The organism is Glutamicibacter sp. NPDC087583 (genome assembly GCF_044743685.1).
Lineage (GTDB): Bacteria > Actinomycetota > Actinomycetes > Actinomycetales > Micrococcaceae > Glutamicibacter.
Genome location: NZ_JBIUWY010000005.1, coordinates 153,239 through 168,410 on the forward strand (window position 1 = coordinate 153,239; position 15,172 = coordinate 168,410).

The window sequence follows — 15,172 nt, forward strand, 5'->3', positions numbered from 1 at the left end:
AGAATGAACAGCACTGATTTCATCCTCGCTGCGAGCGAATCGGTCAACCCGCTGTTGCCGAACCCGTGGGAAATTCTCGTCACGGGTGTTGGTTTCGCGGTCCTTCTGTTCATCGTCATCAAGGTAATTGCTCCGAAGTTCGAGCAGTCCTATGAAGATCGCGTCACCGCGATCGAAGGTGGCCTGGAGAAGGCTGAAGCAGCGCAGAAGGAAGCAGAGGAGACCTTGGCTCAGTACAAGGCCCAGCTTCTGGAAGCACGCACCGAAGCAAACCGCATCCGTGAGGAAGCTCGTAGCGAAGGTGCTCAGATCCTCGCAGATCTGAAGACCAAGGCAACCGATGAGGCAGCTCGTATCACCGAGCAGTCGCACCGTCAGATCGAAGCAGAGCGCGTTTCGGCTCTGGCTTCGCTCCGCACCGACGTGGGCGCATTGGCTACCGAGCTTGCAAGCAAGGTTGTTGACGAAGCTCTGCAGGACGATGCCCGTGCCCAGCGCGTGGTTGACAAGTTCCTGACCGATTTGGAAGCTCAGCAGAACGCAGGTGCATCGAACTAATGGCAAGTGTATCGAGCGAGTCACTAGCAAAGGCTTTGGCGTTCCTGGAACCCAAGCTGGCACTGGCATCTATTGAGCTGCCTAGGGAACTGTTCGCGGTCCTGGAAGTACTGGATGCAAATGCCGGTCTTCGCCGCGCATTGACTGACCCAGCCCGTGATGCTGCCGAAAAGGCAGGCCTCTTGGCCCAGCTGCTGCACGGAAAGGTCTCGGCTGACGCTGAGGACACCGTTGCCCAGCTGGCTTCTACCCGTTGGAGCTCGGAACGCGACATTAGCGATGCGCTCGAAACGCTGGCTGTCACTGCGGTTACCGCAGTGGCTGAGCAGCAGGACGGCGCTTCGGGGCTGAACAAGCTGGAGCAGGATCTGTTCTCCTTCATCGAGGTAGTTCGTGGCAACCACGAACTGCAGCGTGCGTTGGATGATGCACAGGCCCCAGTCGAGGCAAAGCGCGCTCTCGCGCTGAAGCTCGTGCCTAACGCGTCGCAGACCTCTCAGGTATTGATCTCGCAGGCAGTTTCGAACCCTCGTGGTTTGAAGCCAGCAGCTTTGCTGGAACGCTTCGTGGAGCTCGTGGCCAAGCGCCAGCAGCGCTGGATCGCTTCGGTGACCAGCTCTGTAGAGCTTTCGGCGACTCAGCTTTCGCGCCTGGAGACCAGCCTGAACAAGCTTTACGGTCGTCAGCTCAAGCTCAACGCCACTATCGACCCATCGCTGGTCGGTGGACTGGTAGTCAAGGTTGGCGACGAAGTTGTCGACGCTTCCGTGGCATCGCGCGTGGCAGATTTGCGCCGGGCCTTGGCCAGCTAGGACTCATTAGGCGAAGGAGCAATCCTTTACCTGGTGTTCCTAGCTGCCAGGACCACAACAGACTTCATTCACATTCGATTCGGTGTTTTAGAACCGGATCACAATTTAGGAGAGCAGGGACTGCAGATGGCCGATTTGACCATCAATGCCAACGACGTCCGTAATGCCCTAAACGAGTTCGCATCTTCCTACGAACCGGGTAAGGCAGAGCGCACCGAGGTGGGACGCGTCGTCGCCGCGAGCGACGGCATCGCCAGAGTGGAAGGCCTTCCTTCCGTCATGGCAAACGAGTTGCTGAAGTTCGAAGATGGCACCCTGGGCCTTGCCCAGAACCTCGATACCCGCGAAATCGGTGTCGTTGTGCTTGGTGACTTCACCGGCATCGAAGCTGGCCAGAAGGTCGAGCGCACAGGCGAGATCCTTTCGGTTCCAGTTGGCGACGGCTACCTCGGCCGCGTGGTTGACCCATTGGGCGAGCCACTGGACAATCTGGGCCCAATCGCTTCCGAGGGCCGCCGCGCCCTGGAGCTTCAGGCACCAGGCGTGACCCAGCGCAAGAGCGTGCACGAGCCAATGCAGACCGGTCTGAAGGCTATCGACGCCATGATCCCGATCGGCCGTGGCCAGCGTCAGCTGATCATTGGTGACCGCCAGACCGGTAAGACCGCTATCGCGGTTGACACCATTCTGAACCAGCGCGCCAACTGGGAATCCGGCGACCAGACCAAGCAGGTTCGCTGCGTCTACGTGGCAATTGGCCAGAAGGCATCGACCATCGCTGCCGTACGCCAGACCCTCGAAGAGCAGGGTGCACTGGAATACACCACCATCGTGGCTTCCCCCGCATCTGACCCAGCAGGCTTCAAGTACTTGGCACCATACGCAGGCTCGGCCATCGGCCAGCACTGGATGTACGGTGGCAAGCACGTTCTGATCGTCTTTGATGATCTGTCGAAGCAGGCTGAAGCCTACCGTGCCGTGTCCCTGCTGCTGCGCCGTCCGCCAGGACGCGAAGCTTACCCAGGTGACGTCTTCTACCTGCACTCCCGCCTGCTTGAGCGTTGCGCCAAGCTGTCGGACGAGTTGGGTGCAGGTTCGATGACTGGTCTGCCAATCATCGAAACCAAGGCCAACGACGTGGGCGCGTTCATCCCGACCAACGTCATCTCGATCACCGACGGCCAGATCTTCTTGCAGTCGGACCTGTTCAACGCCAACCAGCGTCCAGCAGTCGACGTGGGTATCTCCGTATCCCGCGTTGGCGGCTCGGCTCAGGTCAAGGCCATGAAGAAGGTCTCCGGTACTTTGAAGCTTGAATTGGCTCAGTACCGCGACATGCAGGCATTCGCGATGTTCGCTTCGGACCTGGATGCTGCTTCCAAGCAGCAGCTGACCCGTGGTGCACGCCTGATGGAACTGCTCAAGCAGGGCCAGTACACCCCATACCCAGTCGAAGACCAGGTCGTTTCGATCTGGGCCGGCACCAACGGTTACCTGGACGATGTCCCGGTTGAGGATGTACGCCGCTTCGAGGGCGAGTTCATCGACTACCTGCGCCACCGCACCGACGTGCTGACCGTGATCGGCCAGACCGGCAAGCTGGAGAACGAGACTCTGGAAGCCATGAAGACCGCTGTTGCGGACTTCAAGGCCGGCTTCTTCGGCGAAGGTGACGACAAGCTTGTCGCCGCCGGACACGAAGAGCACGACGCTCTCGATTCCGAGTCCGTTGACCAGGAACAGATCGTCAAGCAGAAGCGCTGACAATTTCCTTACGAGGGGGAGCGGCGCCGGTAACGGCGCCGCCCTCCCGAAGTAGGGGATAAGGAAAGGACACACATGGGAGCCCAGATTCGGGTCTACCGCCAGAAGATCGGATCGACCAAGTCGATGCGTAAGATCTTCAAGGCGATGGAACTGATCGCTGCATCCCGCATTGGTAAGGCACGTACGCGTGTCTCGGCCTCGTTGCCGTATGCCAATGCGATTACCCGTGCAGTAACCGCCGTCGCGTCCCAGGCCGATGTCGAGCATCCACTGACCACCGAGCCGGCGCAGGTTCGCCGCGCCGCGGTCTTGGTGATGACTTCGGACCGAGGACTTGCCGGGTCCTACTCCGCCAGCGTTCTGAAGCAGGCAGAGCACCTCGTGGAACTCCTGCGTGAAGAAGGCAAGGAAGTCAAGACCTACTTGGTCGGCCGCAAGGCCCAGGCTTACTTTGATTTCCGTTCACGCGAGTACGCACGAGTTTGGACCGGGGAAACTGATTCCCCGCGTTTCGAAACCGCACGCGAGCTGCGCGACGTTCTCCTTGAGGACTTCGACACCGACTTCGAGCAGGGTGGCGTGGATGAAATCCACGTCGTCTACACCCAGTTCAAGTCGATGGTCACGCAGGAACCGACGGTCATCCGTCTGTTGCCGTTGGAGGTTGTCGAGGATGAATCCGAGACTCCAACCGACGAGCTATTGCCACTGTACGAGTTTGAGCCATCGCCGGAAGAAGTGCTTGATTCACTGCTCCCGCGCTACATCGATTCTCGACTGTTCAACTGCCAGTTGCAGTCCGCAGCTTCCGAGCTCGCTGCACGTCAGCGCGCTATGAAGGCCGCAGGCGACAACGCTGGTGAACTGATCAAGAAGTACACCCGATTGCTCAACAATGCCCGTCAGGCTGAAATCACCCAGGAGCTTTCGGAAATTATCGCCGGCGCCGACGCGCTGAACAGCTAATTACCGATACTCCGACCAGACAAGAAGTGAGAAAGATGACTGCCCAACTCAACGAGCAGGTTACCGCAGGGGCCATCGGTCGCATCGCGCGCGTGACTGGCCCGGTCGTGGACGTCGAGTTCCCAGCCGACGCACTGCCTGCTATCTACAACGCACTGACCGCTGAGCTGAACCTCAACGGCGAAACCAAGAAGATCACCTTCGAGACCAGCCAGCACCTCGGTGAGGGCCTGGTCCGCGCAGTATCGCTGCAGGCCACCGACGGCCTGGTCCGCGGTGCTTCGGTGACCGATACCGGCGCTGCCATCTCCGTCCCAGTCGGCGACGGCGTCAAGGGCCACATCTTCAACGTTCTGGGCGACGCCCTGGACGTTGACAACTCGGAGATCCAGGTCACCGAGCGTTGGCCAATCCACCGCCAGCCTCCGAAGTTCTCGGAGCTCGAGGGCTCGACCGAAATGCTGGAAACCGGCATCAAGTCGATCGACCTCCTGACCCCGTACATCAAGGGCGGCAAGATCGGCCTGTTCGGCGGCGCCGGCGTTGGCAAGACCGTGCTGATCCAGGAAATGATCACCCGTGTTGCACGTAACTTCGGTGGTACCTCGGTATTCGCCGGTGTTGGCGAGCGCACCCGTGAAGGCAACGACCTCTGGGTCGAAATGGACGAGGCAAACGTCCTGAAGGACACCGCACTGGTGTTCGGCCAGATGGATGAGCCACCTGGAACCCGTTTGCGCGTGGCACTGTCGGCTCTGACCATGGCGGAATACTTCCGCGATGTCCAGAACCAGGACGTGCTGCTGTTCATCGACAACATCTTCCGCTTCACCCAGGCCGGTTCCGAGGTGTCGACCCTGCTGGGCCGCATGCCTTCCGCCGTGGGCTACCAGCCGAACTTGGCCGATGAAATGGGTCTGCTGCAGGAACGCATCACCTCGACGAAGGGCCGCTCGATCACCTCGATGCAGGCTGTCTACGTCCCGGCCGATGACTACACCGACCCGGCTCCAGCAGCAACCTTCGCCCACTTGGATGCAACCACCGAGCTGTCGCGTGAAATCGCGTCGCGCGGCCTGTACCCGGCGATCGACCCGCTGACCTCGACCTCGCGAATCCTGGATCCGCAGTACATTGGCCAGGATCACTACGATGTAGCCATCCGCGTGAAGGCCATTCTGCAGAAGAACAAGGAACTGCAGGACATCATCGCGATCCTCGGTATCGACGAGCTGGGCGAAGAGGACAAGATCGTCGTTGCCCGTGCACGCCGTATCCAGCAGTTCCTCTCGCAGAACACCTACACCGCAAAGCAGTTCACCGGTGTCGAGGGCTCGACCGTATCGATCAAGGACACCATCGAAGGCTTCAAGGCCATTTGCGATGGCGAATTGGACCACATTGCAGAGCAGGCGTTCTTCAACATCGGCGGTCTTGACGACGTCGAGCGCCAGTGGGCCGAAATCCAGAAGGCCAGCTAATTATGGCTGAGCTTCAGGTCGAAATCGTCGCGGCTGACCACTTCGTGTGGTCGGGCGCTGCGAAGCTGGTCAAGGCTCGTTCGGTGGACGGCGAGATCGGTGTTCTGCCCGGTCACGTTCCGATGCTGTCCGTGCTTGCCGCTGGGGACCTGGAAATCGAACCGGTTTCCGAGTCCCGCTTCTCGGTCCAGATCGACGGAGGCTTCTTCTCTGTTGATTCGGATCGCGTAGTGATCGTTGCTGACAACGCTGTGCTTGGTACCGCAGCGTAGGCGATGAATTGTTTGAGATAACCGCACCAGTTCTGATCGCGTTGCTGATCCTGATCGGCATCGCCATGTTCTTCGGGGCCATGGCCGTGCGCCGCATCCAATTGCGGCGCACGCTGGGCACCTTCGATGCATCCATCCTGGCGCCTTCGGGCAAATGGATGATGGTCATCGGCCGCTACGGCGGAGCGCATGTGGACCTGTTGCGGTTTTTCTCTGTCTCCCCGGTCCCGAGTTTCGTGATCGAGCGCCGTGGCCTGGATATCACCGGGACACGCCAGCCCACCGATGAGGAAACCTCGCGGATCCCGCCAGGATTCATCATCGTGATGCTGGTGCGCAGCGGTGATGAGCTGCTGCTGGCCATGGACTACCGCGACTACACCGGCTTCTCGGCCTGGCTCGAAGCCGGGCCGATCGCCGGGAGCTGGCAGATCTAGAACTTGATAAAGCAAAACCGCCGTTGCAGATGCAGCGGCGGTTTTCGCGTTCCCTGGCTAGGCAATGCTGGCAGGCAGCGTTGGCAGGTTGGGGAGGCCACTGCGGATCGCCTGCGTGCTCGGCTGCGCGTGGCGGCTCGGGGGAGTACCTCCGGATCCAGGAGACTGCAGCCGCCGATCCGAAAACGGTGGGCAGGCACTGCGCTGAGTGCGAAATGCCTGGGCGCGTGGCGCAGGACGTAGTTGACTGTTCGCATGAAACGAACCTTGATCCTTGGCGGCACCGCGTGGCTCGGCCGCGAGCTGGCGCGGCAGCTGATCCGCAGTGGCCACGAAGTCACCTGCTTGGCGCGCGGCAATTCCGGCGAGGTTGCCCAGGGCGCGCAGCTGGTGCGTGCCGACCGGAGCCAGCCCGGGGCATATGACGCCGTGCAGGGCATCGAATTCGACTCGGTCATCGAGCTGTCCTATGAGCCGCAATGGGTGCAGGAGGCGCTGGCGGCCCTGGCCGCGACTGCGCGGCACTGGTCCCTGGTTTCCTCCATCTCGGTGTATGCCAGCGCGCAGCTGCCCGGTGCCGGCGAAGACGCGCAACTGCATGAACCGTCCGATCCCGGCGACTACGGGCATGCAAAGGTCCTTGCCGAACGGGCCAGCACAGCGATGGTTGCCGACCGGTTGCTCATTGCCCGTCCGGGGCTGATTACCGGACCTGGCGATCCCAGCGACCGCTTTTCCTACTGGGTTTCGCGCTTGGCCTTGGCCGGTGCCGGCCAGGTCCTCATCCCGCCAACCGCGGGCCGCCATGTGCAGGTCATCGACGTGCGCGATGCCGCCGCGTGGATTATCGACGCCGCCGCGCGTTCGCTCACGGGAACCTTCAACGTGGCCGGAACATCACATGGCTTCGCCCAGTTCCTCAGTACGGCCGCACGGATTGCGGGATTCAGCGGGGAACTGGTCACCGCCCAGGACGCATGGCTGCGCGAACGCCAGGTCAATTACTGGGCCGGGGCGCGTTCGCTGCCGCTGTGGCTTGCGCTGGAGGACCACGGCTTCGCCCAGCGCAGCAACCAGCGGTACGCCTTGGCCGGTGGCCCGGAGCGGGACCTGGAGGACTTGCTTGGCGACGTGCTGGCCGATGAACGGGCTCGCGGACTGGACCGGTCCCGGCGTGCTGGCCTCGGCCGGGCCGAGGAGCTTGAGCTGCTCGGCCAGCTCGGGCGGATCCGGCAGGGCTAGCGCAGTCCGGGATTTTCGGTGGGCTAGAGGTATTCCCCGTTGCGGATCGTCTGGACCAGCTGCAGATTGGCATCCAGGATCAGTGCATCGGCGGCGAAGCCGTAGTGCAGGGAACCGACTTCGTCGGCCAGGCCGATCAGCGAGGCGGGGATGGACGTAGCCGAGTTGACCGCCTGGACCAGTGAGACCCCGGCCTGCACGGCGCGCTGCACGATTTCCAGCAGCGTGCAGGTGCCGCCGGCCAGGGAATTGTCGCTGGCCAGCCGTGCCTGGCCCAGGGCCACATTCACATCCTGCGGGCCGAGGGTGTACTGCCCATCGGCCAAGCCGGTGGCCGCCATGGAATCGCTGACCAGCAAGATGTTCTCCGCACCGACCAAGCGGAAGACCAGGCGCACGGTATCGGGGGACAGGTGCACCCCGTCGGCGATCAGCTCCACGAACGCATTGCGGTTCACCGCCTCTTCCAGGCAGGCGGCCACCGGACCGGGTTCGCGGTGGTGCAGCGAAGGCATGCCGTTGAACAGGTGGGTGACCGTAGGGCGTTCGGTGAAGCCGTCCACCCCGGCGCTGCGCAGCTGTTCGCGGGCAAAGCGCAGGGAATCCGCGGTGATCTGGGCGCTGGCATCGGTGTGCCCCAGCGACGGGACCACGCCGTGGGAGACCAGCTGCTCAACGAGTTCCTCGCTGCCGGCCAATTCCGGAGCGTAGGTCATGGTGCGCAGCTGGCCGCGGCTGGCAGCCACCAGCTCGCTGACGAATTCCGGATCCGGATCCTGCAGGAAGCGCGGGTCCTGGGCGCCGCAGCGGTCTACGGAGAGGAACGGGCCTTCGGCATGGATGCCGGCAATCTGGCCGGCCTCCGCCAGCTCGGCGAGCAGCTCGGCGGCCTCGATCATGGACGAGGGCTCTGCGGTGACCAGCGACGCGAGCAGGGTAGTGGTGCCCGAGCGGTGCAGGTACTCCACCGCTTCGGTGACGCTCGAATGATCCGGTGCCGAGAAGTCCGCGCCGAGGGCGCCATGGCAATGCAGGTCGATCAGGCCCGGGATGATGATGGAGCCGGGGGCTACCTCGCGTACCGGGTAGTCGGCAGCATCGGCCAGGGCGTTGAAGTCATCGCGGTTGCCGGCAAAGCGGATGCGGTCGCCTTCCACGGCGAGCACGCCATCGGTGACCTTGAGGCCATCGGAAATCAGGGTGGCATGAAGGGCGTAGCGCGTCGTAGTCATGTTCCCAGCTTAGAAGAGAGAACGCGTCCAGTCACCGACTCGACGGATTATTTTCTCAGCGGACTTGGCATTTAGCGAACCGGGAACGCAGCAGCCCCAGCGCGCCGGGCGCCTGGCCACGGCAAGGAGCTAGCTGCCCTTGCCCGCAGGATCTTCGGAAGCCGGCGCGTTGCCGGTGGCCAGGGCCTGCAGCGCCTGCAGCGTACTGGTCTTCGTGCCGGAGGCCAGCTGCGCTTCGCGCGCGGAGTGCGCGGCGGCCCGGTTCTGCCTGATGCTGCCGACCCGGTTCTTCATTGACCGGTAGACCCGGCGGAACATGCGGTAGAGGAAGAAGCCGATGGCAATGGCAACGAGTCCGAGCACGGCGGCCAGTACCGGAACCAGCACAGCTGCGAAGACGAGAACCAGCGCGCCAAGATCTTCTGCCAGGCTGCGCACCCATTGGGTGATGGGTTCGGGCACGGCATTGGTCGCCGCGGTCATCGACGATTTGCCCAGGCTCACCGACAGCGCGGAGCCCGCACCGAGCAGTCCGGTGAGGACGGCAACCTCGACTCCCGAATTGGCGCCAAGGCCGATGCCAACCAGGGCGCCGAAAACAGGTCGCAGCCACACCGAGATGGTTTCCATGGACAGATTGAGGAAAGGGATCTTATCCAGGCCGGCCTCGCCGATGGCAAGTACGGCACAGATCGCCAGGACCCACGGATTGGTGATGCTTTCAGGAATCTGCCGTGCCGCAGAAGCGATCATGTCAGGTGCGGTATCGGGGATCACGAGTCCCGCGATGCCCAGGGCCAATACCGTGAAATACGGCCGCAGGCCCGCAGCGGAACCGCTGCCAATGGCCATGAGCGAAGCTGTCAGCGGATCCAATGGACCTCCCGAGCCTGGCGGCCCGGGCCGTGCGGCACCGAGCGCTTTTGGTAGAGGAGATCAGACTAGCAGTCGGGATGCAGTTTTCTGCAGGGCCAAGCTAAGGCTGCCAGGCAGCAGCATCCGGCCGGAGGCGGATGCGCCAGGGCCAGGCAGCCCGGGGAGGACCCGCAACCCTAGAAGAGGCGTCCTGCCGAGTCGTCGACTCCGCGCATTGCGTCGTAATCCAAGGTGAGGCAGCGGATGCCGCGGTCTTCGGCCAAGGTGCGGGCCTGCGGCTTGATCTGCTGGGCGGCGAAGATGCCGGTAACCGGCTTGAGCAGCGGATCGCGGTTCAGAAGCTCCAGATAGCGGGTCAGCTGTTCCACTCCGTCGATATCGCCACGGCGCTTGAGCTCTACGGCAACCGTGGCGCCCTTGGCATCACGGGCCAGGATATCCACCGGACCGATGGCGGTCATGTATTCACGGCGGACCAACTGGTGGCCAGCGCCGAGCAACTCGATCTGCTCGGCCAGCAGGCGCTGCAGGTCGGCTTCGACGCCATCCTTGATCAGCCCCGGATCGGTGCCCAGGATGTGGGCCGAGTCGTGCTCGAAGCTATGGAAGTGGATGGTCAGCTTGTCATCGGTCTTCGCACTGGACACGGTCCAGGTAGCGGTGGCACCCAACGCAGCGGCGTCCTCATCGGGATCTGCCTCACGCAGGATCAACGGCGGATTCATCCAATTCAGCGGCTTGTAGCTGCCGCCGTCCGAGTGGATGAGTACCGAGCCGTCGGCCTTGACCATGATCAAGCGGGTCGCCAACGGAAGGTGGGCTCGAAGACGGCCCTCGTAATCAACTGAACACTTCGCTACCACTAAACGCACCCCACACACTTTACTAGCTGGTTGCGACTTGTGCCGGGAGATACGGCATGATTAAAGACATGCCACGTTCCAACCGCCCGCGCCGCTCCAAGAATTCCCGACCCGCCCAAGGCCGGAAATCCGGCTCCGGCTACGGTTCCGGGGATGAAGAGCAGGGCTACGGTTCGGGCCAGGAAGAGTGGATGCAGCGTGCCCGCTTCGGCGTGGTGCTGCGCCAGGATGCCCCCGACGGCCAATGGCATGTGCGCAAGATTGCGCCGATGAACGCCAACAAGCCCTATTCCTGCCCGGGGTGCCACCGTTCCATCGGAGTTGGAGTTGCCCATGTTGTTGCCTGGCGCGCGGACCACTGGTCGGGCGATGACGCCGCGGCCAACGCGCGCCGCCACTGGCATCCGCACTGCTGGGAAACCCGTTCCTACCGCTACTAGGCCAGCTGCCTGGAGGGGCAGGTGCTAGCGGCGGTCCTGCCGGGCGATGAAGACTTCGCGCAGCAGGATCATGGCGCTGGCTGCCACCGGGATGGCCATGAGCGCACCGGTGACCCCGGCCAAGGTGCCGCCGGCAATCACCGAGATCACCGCGACCGCGCCGGGCACTGCCACCGCACGGCGCATGATGCGCGGCGAAACGAAATACGCCTCGACTTGCAGGTAGCCGAAGTAGCACACCGCGTAGATCAGGGCGGTCTGCCAGCCCAGTGACAATGTCACCAAGGTAACCAGCACGCCGGCGATCACCCCGCCGACCAATGGGATGAAGGCCAGCATCGCCACCAGCAAGGTGAGCAGCGCGGTGAATGGAACACCCAGAATGCTCATCAGCACCAGCGCCACCAGGCAGTTCAGTATGGCCACGGTGGCTTGGCCCATCACGTAATTGCCCACGGAGCGGGTAATGCGCACGGTCAATTCGGCCACGCGGTCGCGTTTGGAGCGCGGGGCCAGGCGCAGCGAGAAGCCCATCATCCCTGGCAGGGAAGCCAGGAAGTAGATGGCCAGCACCAGCACGATCAGCACGCCGAACATGGACTGGGCGACGGTCTGCGATACGCCCAGGACGCCGCCGAACACATTGGTCACCGCGCCCGAATCGCCAAAGAAACGGTCGACCTCGGTAGTGATGCGCTGGGAAATCGCGTATTGCCGGTCGATTTCCCGGACCCAATCGCTATTGAGGAAATCATCCACGATTTCAGGCGCCCGCGTGATGAAGGCGGTGATCTGGTTGACCAGGGTAGGGATGATCAAGGCCATGAAGCCGCCGAAGATCGCCAGCAAGCTGACCATGGTCGCGGCCACGGCCAGCGGACGGGTCATTCCCTTGCGCATCATGAAGCGCACAATCGGATCAAGGCCCAAGGCGATGAACAGCGCAATGGCAATCCAGGTCATCAGCGAACCGACGTTGGTCAGCAGGTAGTAGCCGCCCAGGGCGATGCCCACGCCAATGGTGCCCAAGAAGCCCATGGAAATAGGGTGCAGCGCCGGAATCGGTTCCGGCGAGCCGTCCAGCGGATGCTCCGGTTCCTCGCCCAGGGCCGCACTGCGCTGCGGGGTGTTGAGCATCTTGCCCACGCGTTCGGCGATCTTCTTGGACCAGCCCTCGCGGGACGGATTAGCGCCCGTCGGCGCAGCGCCCGGATAACGGGCCTGCGCGCTGGCGGCCGCAGGTGATTCCGGTTGGGAAATGCCCTCATGAGGCTGGGAATGCGCTGTGGATTCCGGGCCGGAGGTTGCCGGCCCGGAAGAGCGATCCGACGCGTCGGAACGCTGCTCGGGTACGTGCTTATCGCGATGCGGGTGCGGCTGATCAGGCTCCATGGGTCAGAGCATATCGCGCATCGGCCACTGTTAAGTGGTTCAAGACACCGTGCTGTTGCGTTGTTGAGCCAGTTCACAGGCGAGGATCGGAACCATGATCGGCCGCAACTCGTTAGACTTGTCAAAGAACAGCTGTGAGACGTAGGCGAATAGGTGAACTTGTGCGAAAAGTAATCTCCGTGATCGCGATGCTGCTGGGGGCCGCGGCCCTGGTAGTCGGCATCGGACAGAAGACCTTTTGGGCCCCGCCCGAAACGGTGACCGCGAGCATGCCGCAACTAGCTGATGAGGCACCGCTGACCTTGATTGAATCCTCGGTCAACGACCCCAAGCTGGACCCGGTGGAACTGGTGATCAAGTCGAAGGGTGAATTCACTGCTTCCTTGGGCCGCGACTATGACGTCGAGGCGTGGATCGGCGATGCATCGCATGTATCGGTCACCGGCATCGACACCGAAAACCACAAGATGATCGCCGAGCACGCCAAGGGCAAGGCCGATGCGCCTAATCCCGCCGGTGATGACATCTTCTTCGACTCGCAGACCGCGGATCAGACCATGACCTACCGCTGGACCGCTCCGGATTCCGGCGACTGGTCCTTGCTGCTGGCCGCAGGCGGAAAGGATGCCGCTCCGGTGGATATCTCGGTAACCTACGCGAACGACGACGCCATGCCATTTGCCCTGCCGCTGATCATTGCCGGCTCGCTGCTGCTGGTCTTCGGACTGGCCCTGCTGGTCATGCGCCCGGGCAAGCCGAAGAGCGGGGCGAACACCCAGCACTCGGTCGCCGCCGTGGCCGTGGTGGCCCTGGCGATCTCCGGTGTTTCTCTGCCCATGGCGCCAAGCGACGAGTCCAGCGCCAAGCCTTCGGAATCCGAGCAGAAGTCGCAGGACGCCAAGGCGTCCGATGATGCCAAGGGCTCCGAGTCCGCCTCTTCCTCGGTTGGAGAAGTATCCAGCTTCCCGGTCATCACCGAAGAGCAGCTCAAGCGCGTTCTGGCTGATGCCCAGAAGCAGGTAGCCAAGGCCGATGAGAAGAGCGACGCCAAGGCCCTGGAACCACGCACCGCCGGTGCGTTCAAGTACCTGCGCGATAAGCGCTACGACATGCTCAAGGAGAAGTTCGAGGTAGACAAGCCGCTGGCGCTCAATACCCAGGTCATCCGCTCGGCCGCTGTGCCGAATGCGAATGAAGCCAAGTTCCCCCGCGTAATCTCCGTGGTGACCGCGAAGAACAATGATGCCGACACCCTGCCGCAGGCGCTGACCCTGGTGCAGGCCAACGCCCGCGATAACTTCAAGGTGGTCTTCGCCGGCCAGATGCTGCCGAACTCCACCTTCCCGGGCATCGCCGTTGGCGACCCGTCGACCAAGCAGCTTGCTGCCAACGCCGAGGGCCTGCAGATGACCCCGGAGAAGGCCCTGGAAGCACTGGGCAAAGTGCTGACCGATGGCAATGCCAAGGACAAGGACAAGTTTGCCGAATCGGACTTCATCAAGGCGGTGCACGCAGCCCAGAAGGATGAGTCCAAGGAAGCCAACGAGGCGGACGTCAAGTACAACCGCACGGTCACCAAGGGCGACACCAAGGTGGTTTCCACCCCGGATGGCGGAGCGATTGTTACCGGCAAGCTGAACAACAAGGCGCTCTTCGTGCGCACCGAAGACGCTGACCCGCTCAAGAGCACCGACAAGCTGACCGAACAGCTGCTGGGATCCAGCTCCTCGAACGGCGACGTGGAAAGCACCTACGCCGAACCGGTGATGTTCTACCTGCCAGCCGACGGTTCCAAGGACAAGATCCAGCTGATCTCTGCAAGCCAGATCCTGCTCGATGTGAAGGAAGTTGACTAACCCCCATGACTGATCAGAACATTCCCTCAACCCGCGGTGCGGTAGATCTCTCCGCCCTGGCCAGCCAAGGCCCGGAAGCTACCGGCAGCATGCCGGCTGGTCCGGCAAGCTGGACCACCAATCTGGATGAGGCTGCGTTCCAGCAGTTCGTCGGCATGTCCCAGCAGGTACCTGCCATCGTTTCCCTCGGCTCGCCTCGCGTGCAGGTCTCGGCAGAGCTGGATGCGACGCTGCGCAAGCTGGTGGATGCCAAGGGCGGCAAATTCATCCTCGGCCTGGTGGATGCGGAAACCTACCCGCAGATCGCCCAGGCCTTCCAGGCCCAGCAGATCCCGATGGTGGTGGCGCTGATCAAGGGCCAGCCGGTGCCGCTGTTCCAGGGTCCTGCCGAGGAACAGCAGATTGTCCAGGTTTTCGCACAGCTTGAACAGCTCGCAGTCCAGCAGGGCATGAGCGGTACCGCCCCGGCATTCTCCGGGCAGGCCGGCGAACCTGAACCAGAGCTGCCGCCGCTGCACCAGAAGGCCGTGGACGCCATCGATGCCGGGGACTACGCCGCCGCCGAGGCCGCCTACCTGGAAGCGTTGAACGAGAAGCCGAACGACAAGGACGCGCAGATCGGCGTGTACCAGGTTCGACTGCTCTCGCGTACGCACAACCTGGATCTGAACAAGTCCCGCGAGCAAGCCGCGCAGAACCCTGAAGACATCGCAGCCCAGCTGGATGTAGCAGATCTGGACGTGGTGGGCGGGCATGTCGAAGATGCCTTCGCCCGACTGGTTTCGCTGATCTCCCGCCTGGCTGATGAAGACCGCGAGCGGGTCCGCCGTCGCCTGATTGAGCTCTATGCGGTAATCGGCAACAGCGATCCACGCGTGGCTGCCTCGCGGCAGAAACTGGCACGCGTACTCTTCTAGGCTGACGTCCAGGGACTGGACCAAGCAGTTCAACCGCCGTGGCCCAGGGTTTTTCCCTGGG

Annotated in this window: 15 protein-coding genes; 11 read left to right on the plus strand and 4 right to left on the minus strand. The window is 62.7% G+C overall.

Annotated elements, in window-relative coordinates; all coding sequences use genetic code 11:
* The first annotated feature begins 3 nt into the window (after positions 1-3).
* The 8 genes from ACIOU9_RS13935 to ACIOU9_RS13970 all read left to right on the plus strand — a co-directional run bounded on the left by ACIOU9_RS13935 (position 4) and on the right by ACIOU9_RS13970 (position 7,535).
* The gene (locus tag ACIOU9_RS13935) at positions 4-558 is read left to right on the plus strand and encodes a F0F1 ATP synthase subunit B (RefSeq protein WP_013348622.1); all 555 of its coding nucleotides are present in this window, start codon (positions 4-6) and stop codon (positions 556-558) included.
* Positions 558-1,370 carry a F0F1 ATP synthase subunit delta gene (locus tag ACIOU9_RS13940; protein ID WP_402697272.1) on the plus strand — a complete coding sequence of 271 codons (813 nt, stop codon included), beginning with the start codon at positions 558-560 and terminating at the stop codon, positions 1,368-1,370. Before ACIOU9_RS13935 ends, ACIOU9_RS13940 begins: the two co-directional genes overlap by 1 nt.
* 126 nt (positions 1,371-1,496) lie before the next feature.
* The gene (gene atpA / locus ACIOU9_RS13945) at positions 1,497-3,134 is read left to right on the plus strand and encodes a F0F1 ATP synthase subunit alpha (RefSeq protein WP_013348624.1); all 1,638 of its coding nucleotides are present in this window, start codon (positions 1,497-1,499) and stop codon (positions 3,132-3,134) included.
* Between the two features lie 75 nt (positions 3,135-3,209).
* Positions 3,210-4,103, plus strand: coding sequence for a F0F1 ATP synthase subunit gamma (locus ACIOU9_RS13950; RefSeq protein ID WP_013348625.1), 894 nt, complete (start codon positions 3,210-3,212; stop codon positions 4,101-4,103).
* Between the two features lie 35 nt (positions 4,104-4,138).
* The gene (atpD, locus tag ACIOU9_RS13955) at positions 4,139-5,584 is read left to right on the plus strand and encodes a F0F1 ATP synthase subunit beta (RefSeq protein WP_105658412.1); all 1,446 of its coding nucleotides are present in this window, start codon (positions 4,139-4,141) and stop codon (positions 5,582-5,584) included.
* Between the two features lie 2 nt (positions 5,585-5,586).
* Entirely contained in the window at positions 5,587-5,856 is a 270-nt protein-coding gene (locus ACIOU9_RS13960; protein ID WP_038990466.1) for a F0F1 ATP synthase subunit epsilon, read from the plus strand.
* An 8-nt stretch (positions 5,857-5,864) separates the two neighbouring features.
* On the plus strand, positions 5,865-6,293 hold the full coding sequence (locus ACIOU9_RS13965) for a DUF2550 domain-containing protein (RefSeq protein WP_105658413.1): 429 nt from the start codon (positions 5,865-5,867) through the stop codon (positions 6,291-6,293).
* A 255-nt stretch (positions 6,294-6,548) separates the two neighbouring features.
* Positions 6,549-7,535, plus strand: a complete 987-nt coding sequence (locus ACIOU9_RS13970; RefSeq protein ID WP_402697273.1) for an NAD-dependent epimerase/dehydratase family protein — start codon at positions 6,549-6,551, stop codon at positions 7,533-7,535.
* Between the two features lie 23 nt (positions 7,536-7,558).
* On the opposite strand, the gene nagA is transcribed toward ACIOU9_RS13970, so the two are convergent.
* From nagA to nucS, 3 genes are all read right to left on the minus strand, one after another.
* On the minus strand, positions 7,559-8,767 hold the full coding sequence (gene nagA / locus ACIOU9_RS13975; RefSeq protein WP_402697275.1) for an N-acetylglucosamine-6-phosphate deacetylase: 1,209 nt from the start codon (positions 8,765-8,767) through the stop codon (positions 7,559-7,561).
* A gap of 129 nt (positions 8,768-8,896) precedes the next feature.
* Positions 8,897-9,643, minus strand: a complete 747-nt coding sequence (locus ACIOU9_RS13980) for a DUF4126 domain-containing protein (RefSeq protein ID WP_146112977.1) — start codon at positions 9,641-9,643, stop codon at positions 8,897-8,899.
* A 176-nt stretch (positions 9,644-9,819) separates the two neighbouring features.
* Entirely contained in the window at positions 9,820-10,515 is a 696-nt protein-coding gene (gene nucS / locus ACIOU9_RS13985) for an endonuclease NucS (protein ID WP_105662590.1), read from the minus strand.
* A 59-nt stretch (positions 10,516-10,574) separates the two neighbouring features.
* Between nucS and ACIOU9_RS13990 the strand changes: the two genes are divergently transcribed.
* The gene (locus ACIOU9_RS13990; RefSeq protein WP_402697277.1) at positions 10,575-10,946 is read left to right on the plus strand and encodes a hypothetical protein; all 372 of its coding nucleotides are present in this window, start codon (positions 10,575-10,577) and stop codon (positions 10,944-10,946) included.
* A 24-nt stretch (positions 10,947-10,970) separates the two neighbouring features.
* On the opposite strand, the gene ACIOU9_RS13995 is transcribed toward ACIOU9_RS13990, so the two are convergent.
* The gene (locus ACIOU9_RS13995) at positions 10,971-12,338 is read right to left on the minus strand and encodes an AI-2E family transporter (protein WP_402697278.1); all 1,368 of its coding nucleotides are present in this window, start codon (positions 12,336-12,338) and stop codon (positions 10,971-10,973) included.
* 161 nt (positions 12,339-12,499) lie between these two features.
* Here ACIOU9_RS13995 and ACIOU9_RS14000 point away from each other — a divergent pair, with 161 nt between their 5' ends.
* Positions 12,500-14,194, plus strand: coding sequence for a hypothetical protein (locus ACIOU9_RS14000; protein ID WP_402697280.1), 1,695 nt, complete (start codon positions 12,500-12,502; stop codon positions 14,192-14,194).
* Between the two features lie 5 nt (positions 14,195-14,199).
* Positions 14,200-15,111, plus strand: a complete 912-nt coding sequence (locus tag ACIOU9_RS14005) for a co-chaperone YbbN (protein ID WP_402697281.1) — start codon at positions 14,200-14,202, stop codon at positions 15,109-15,111.
* The last annotated feature ends 61 nt before the right edge of the window (positions 15,112-15,172 follow it).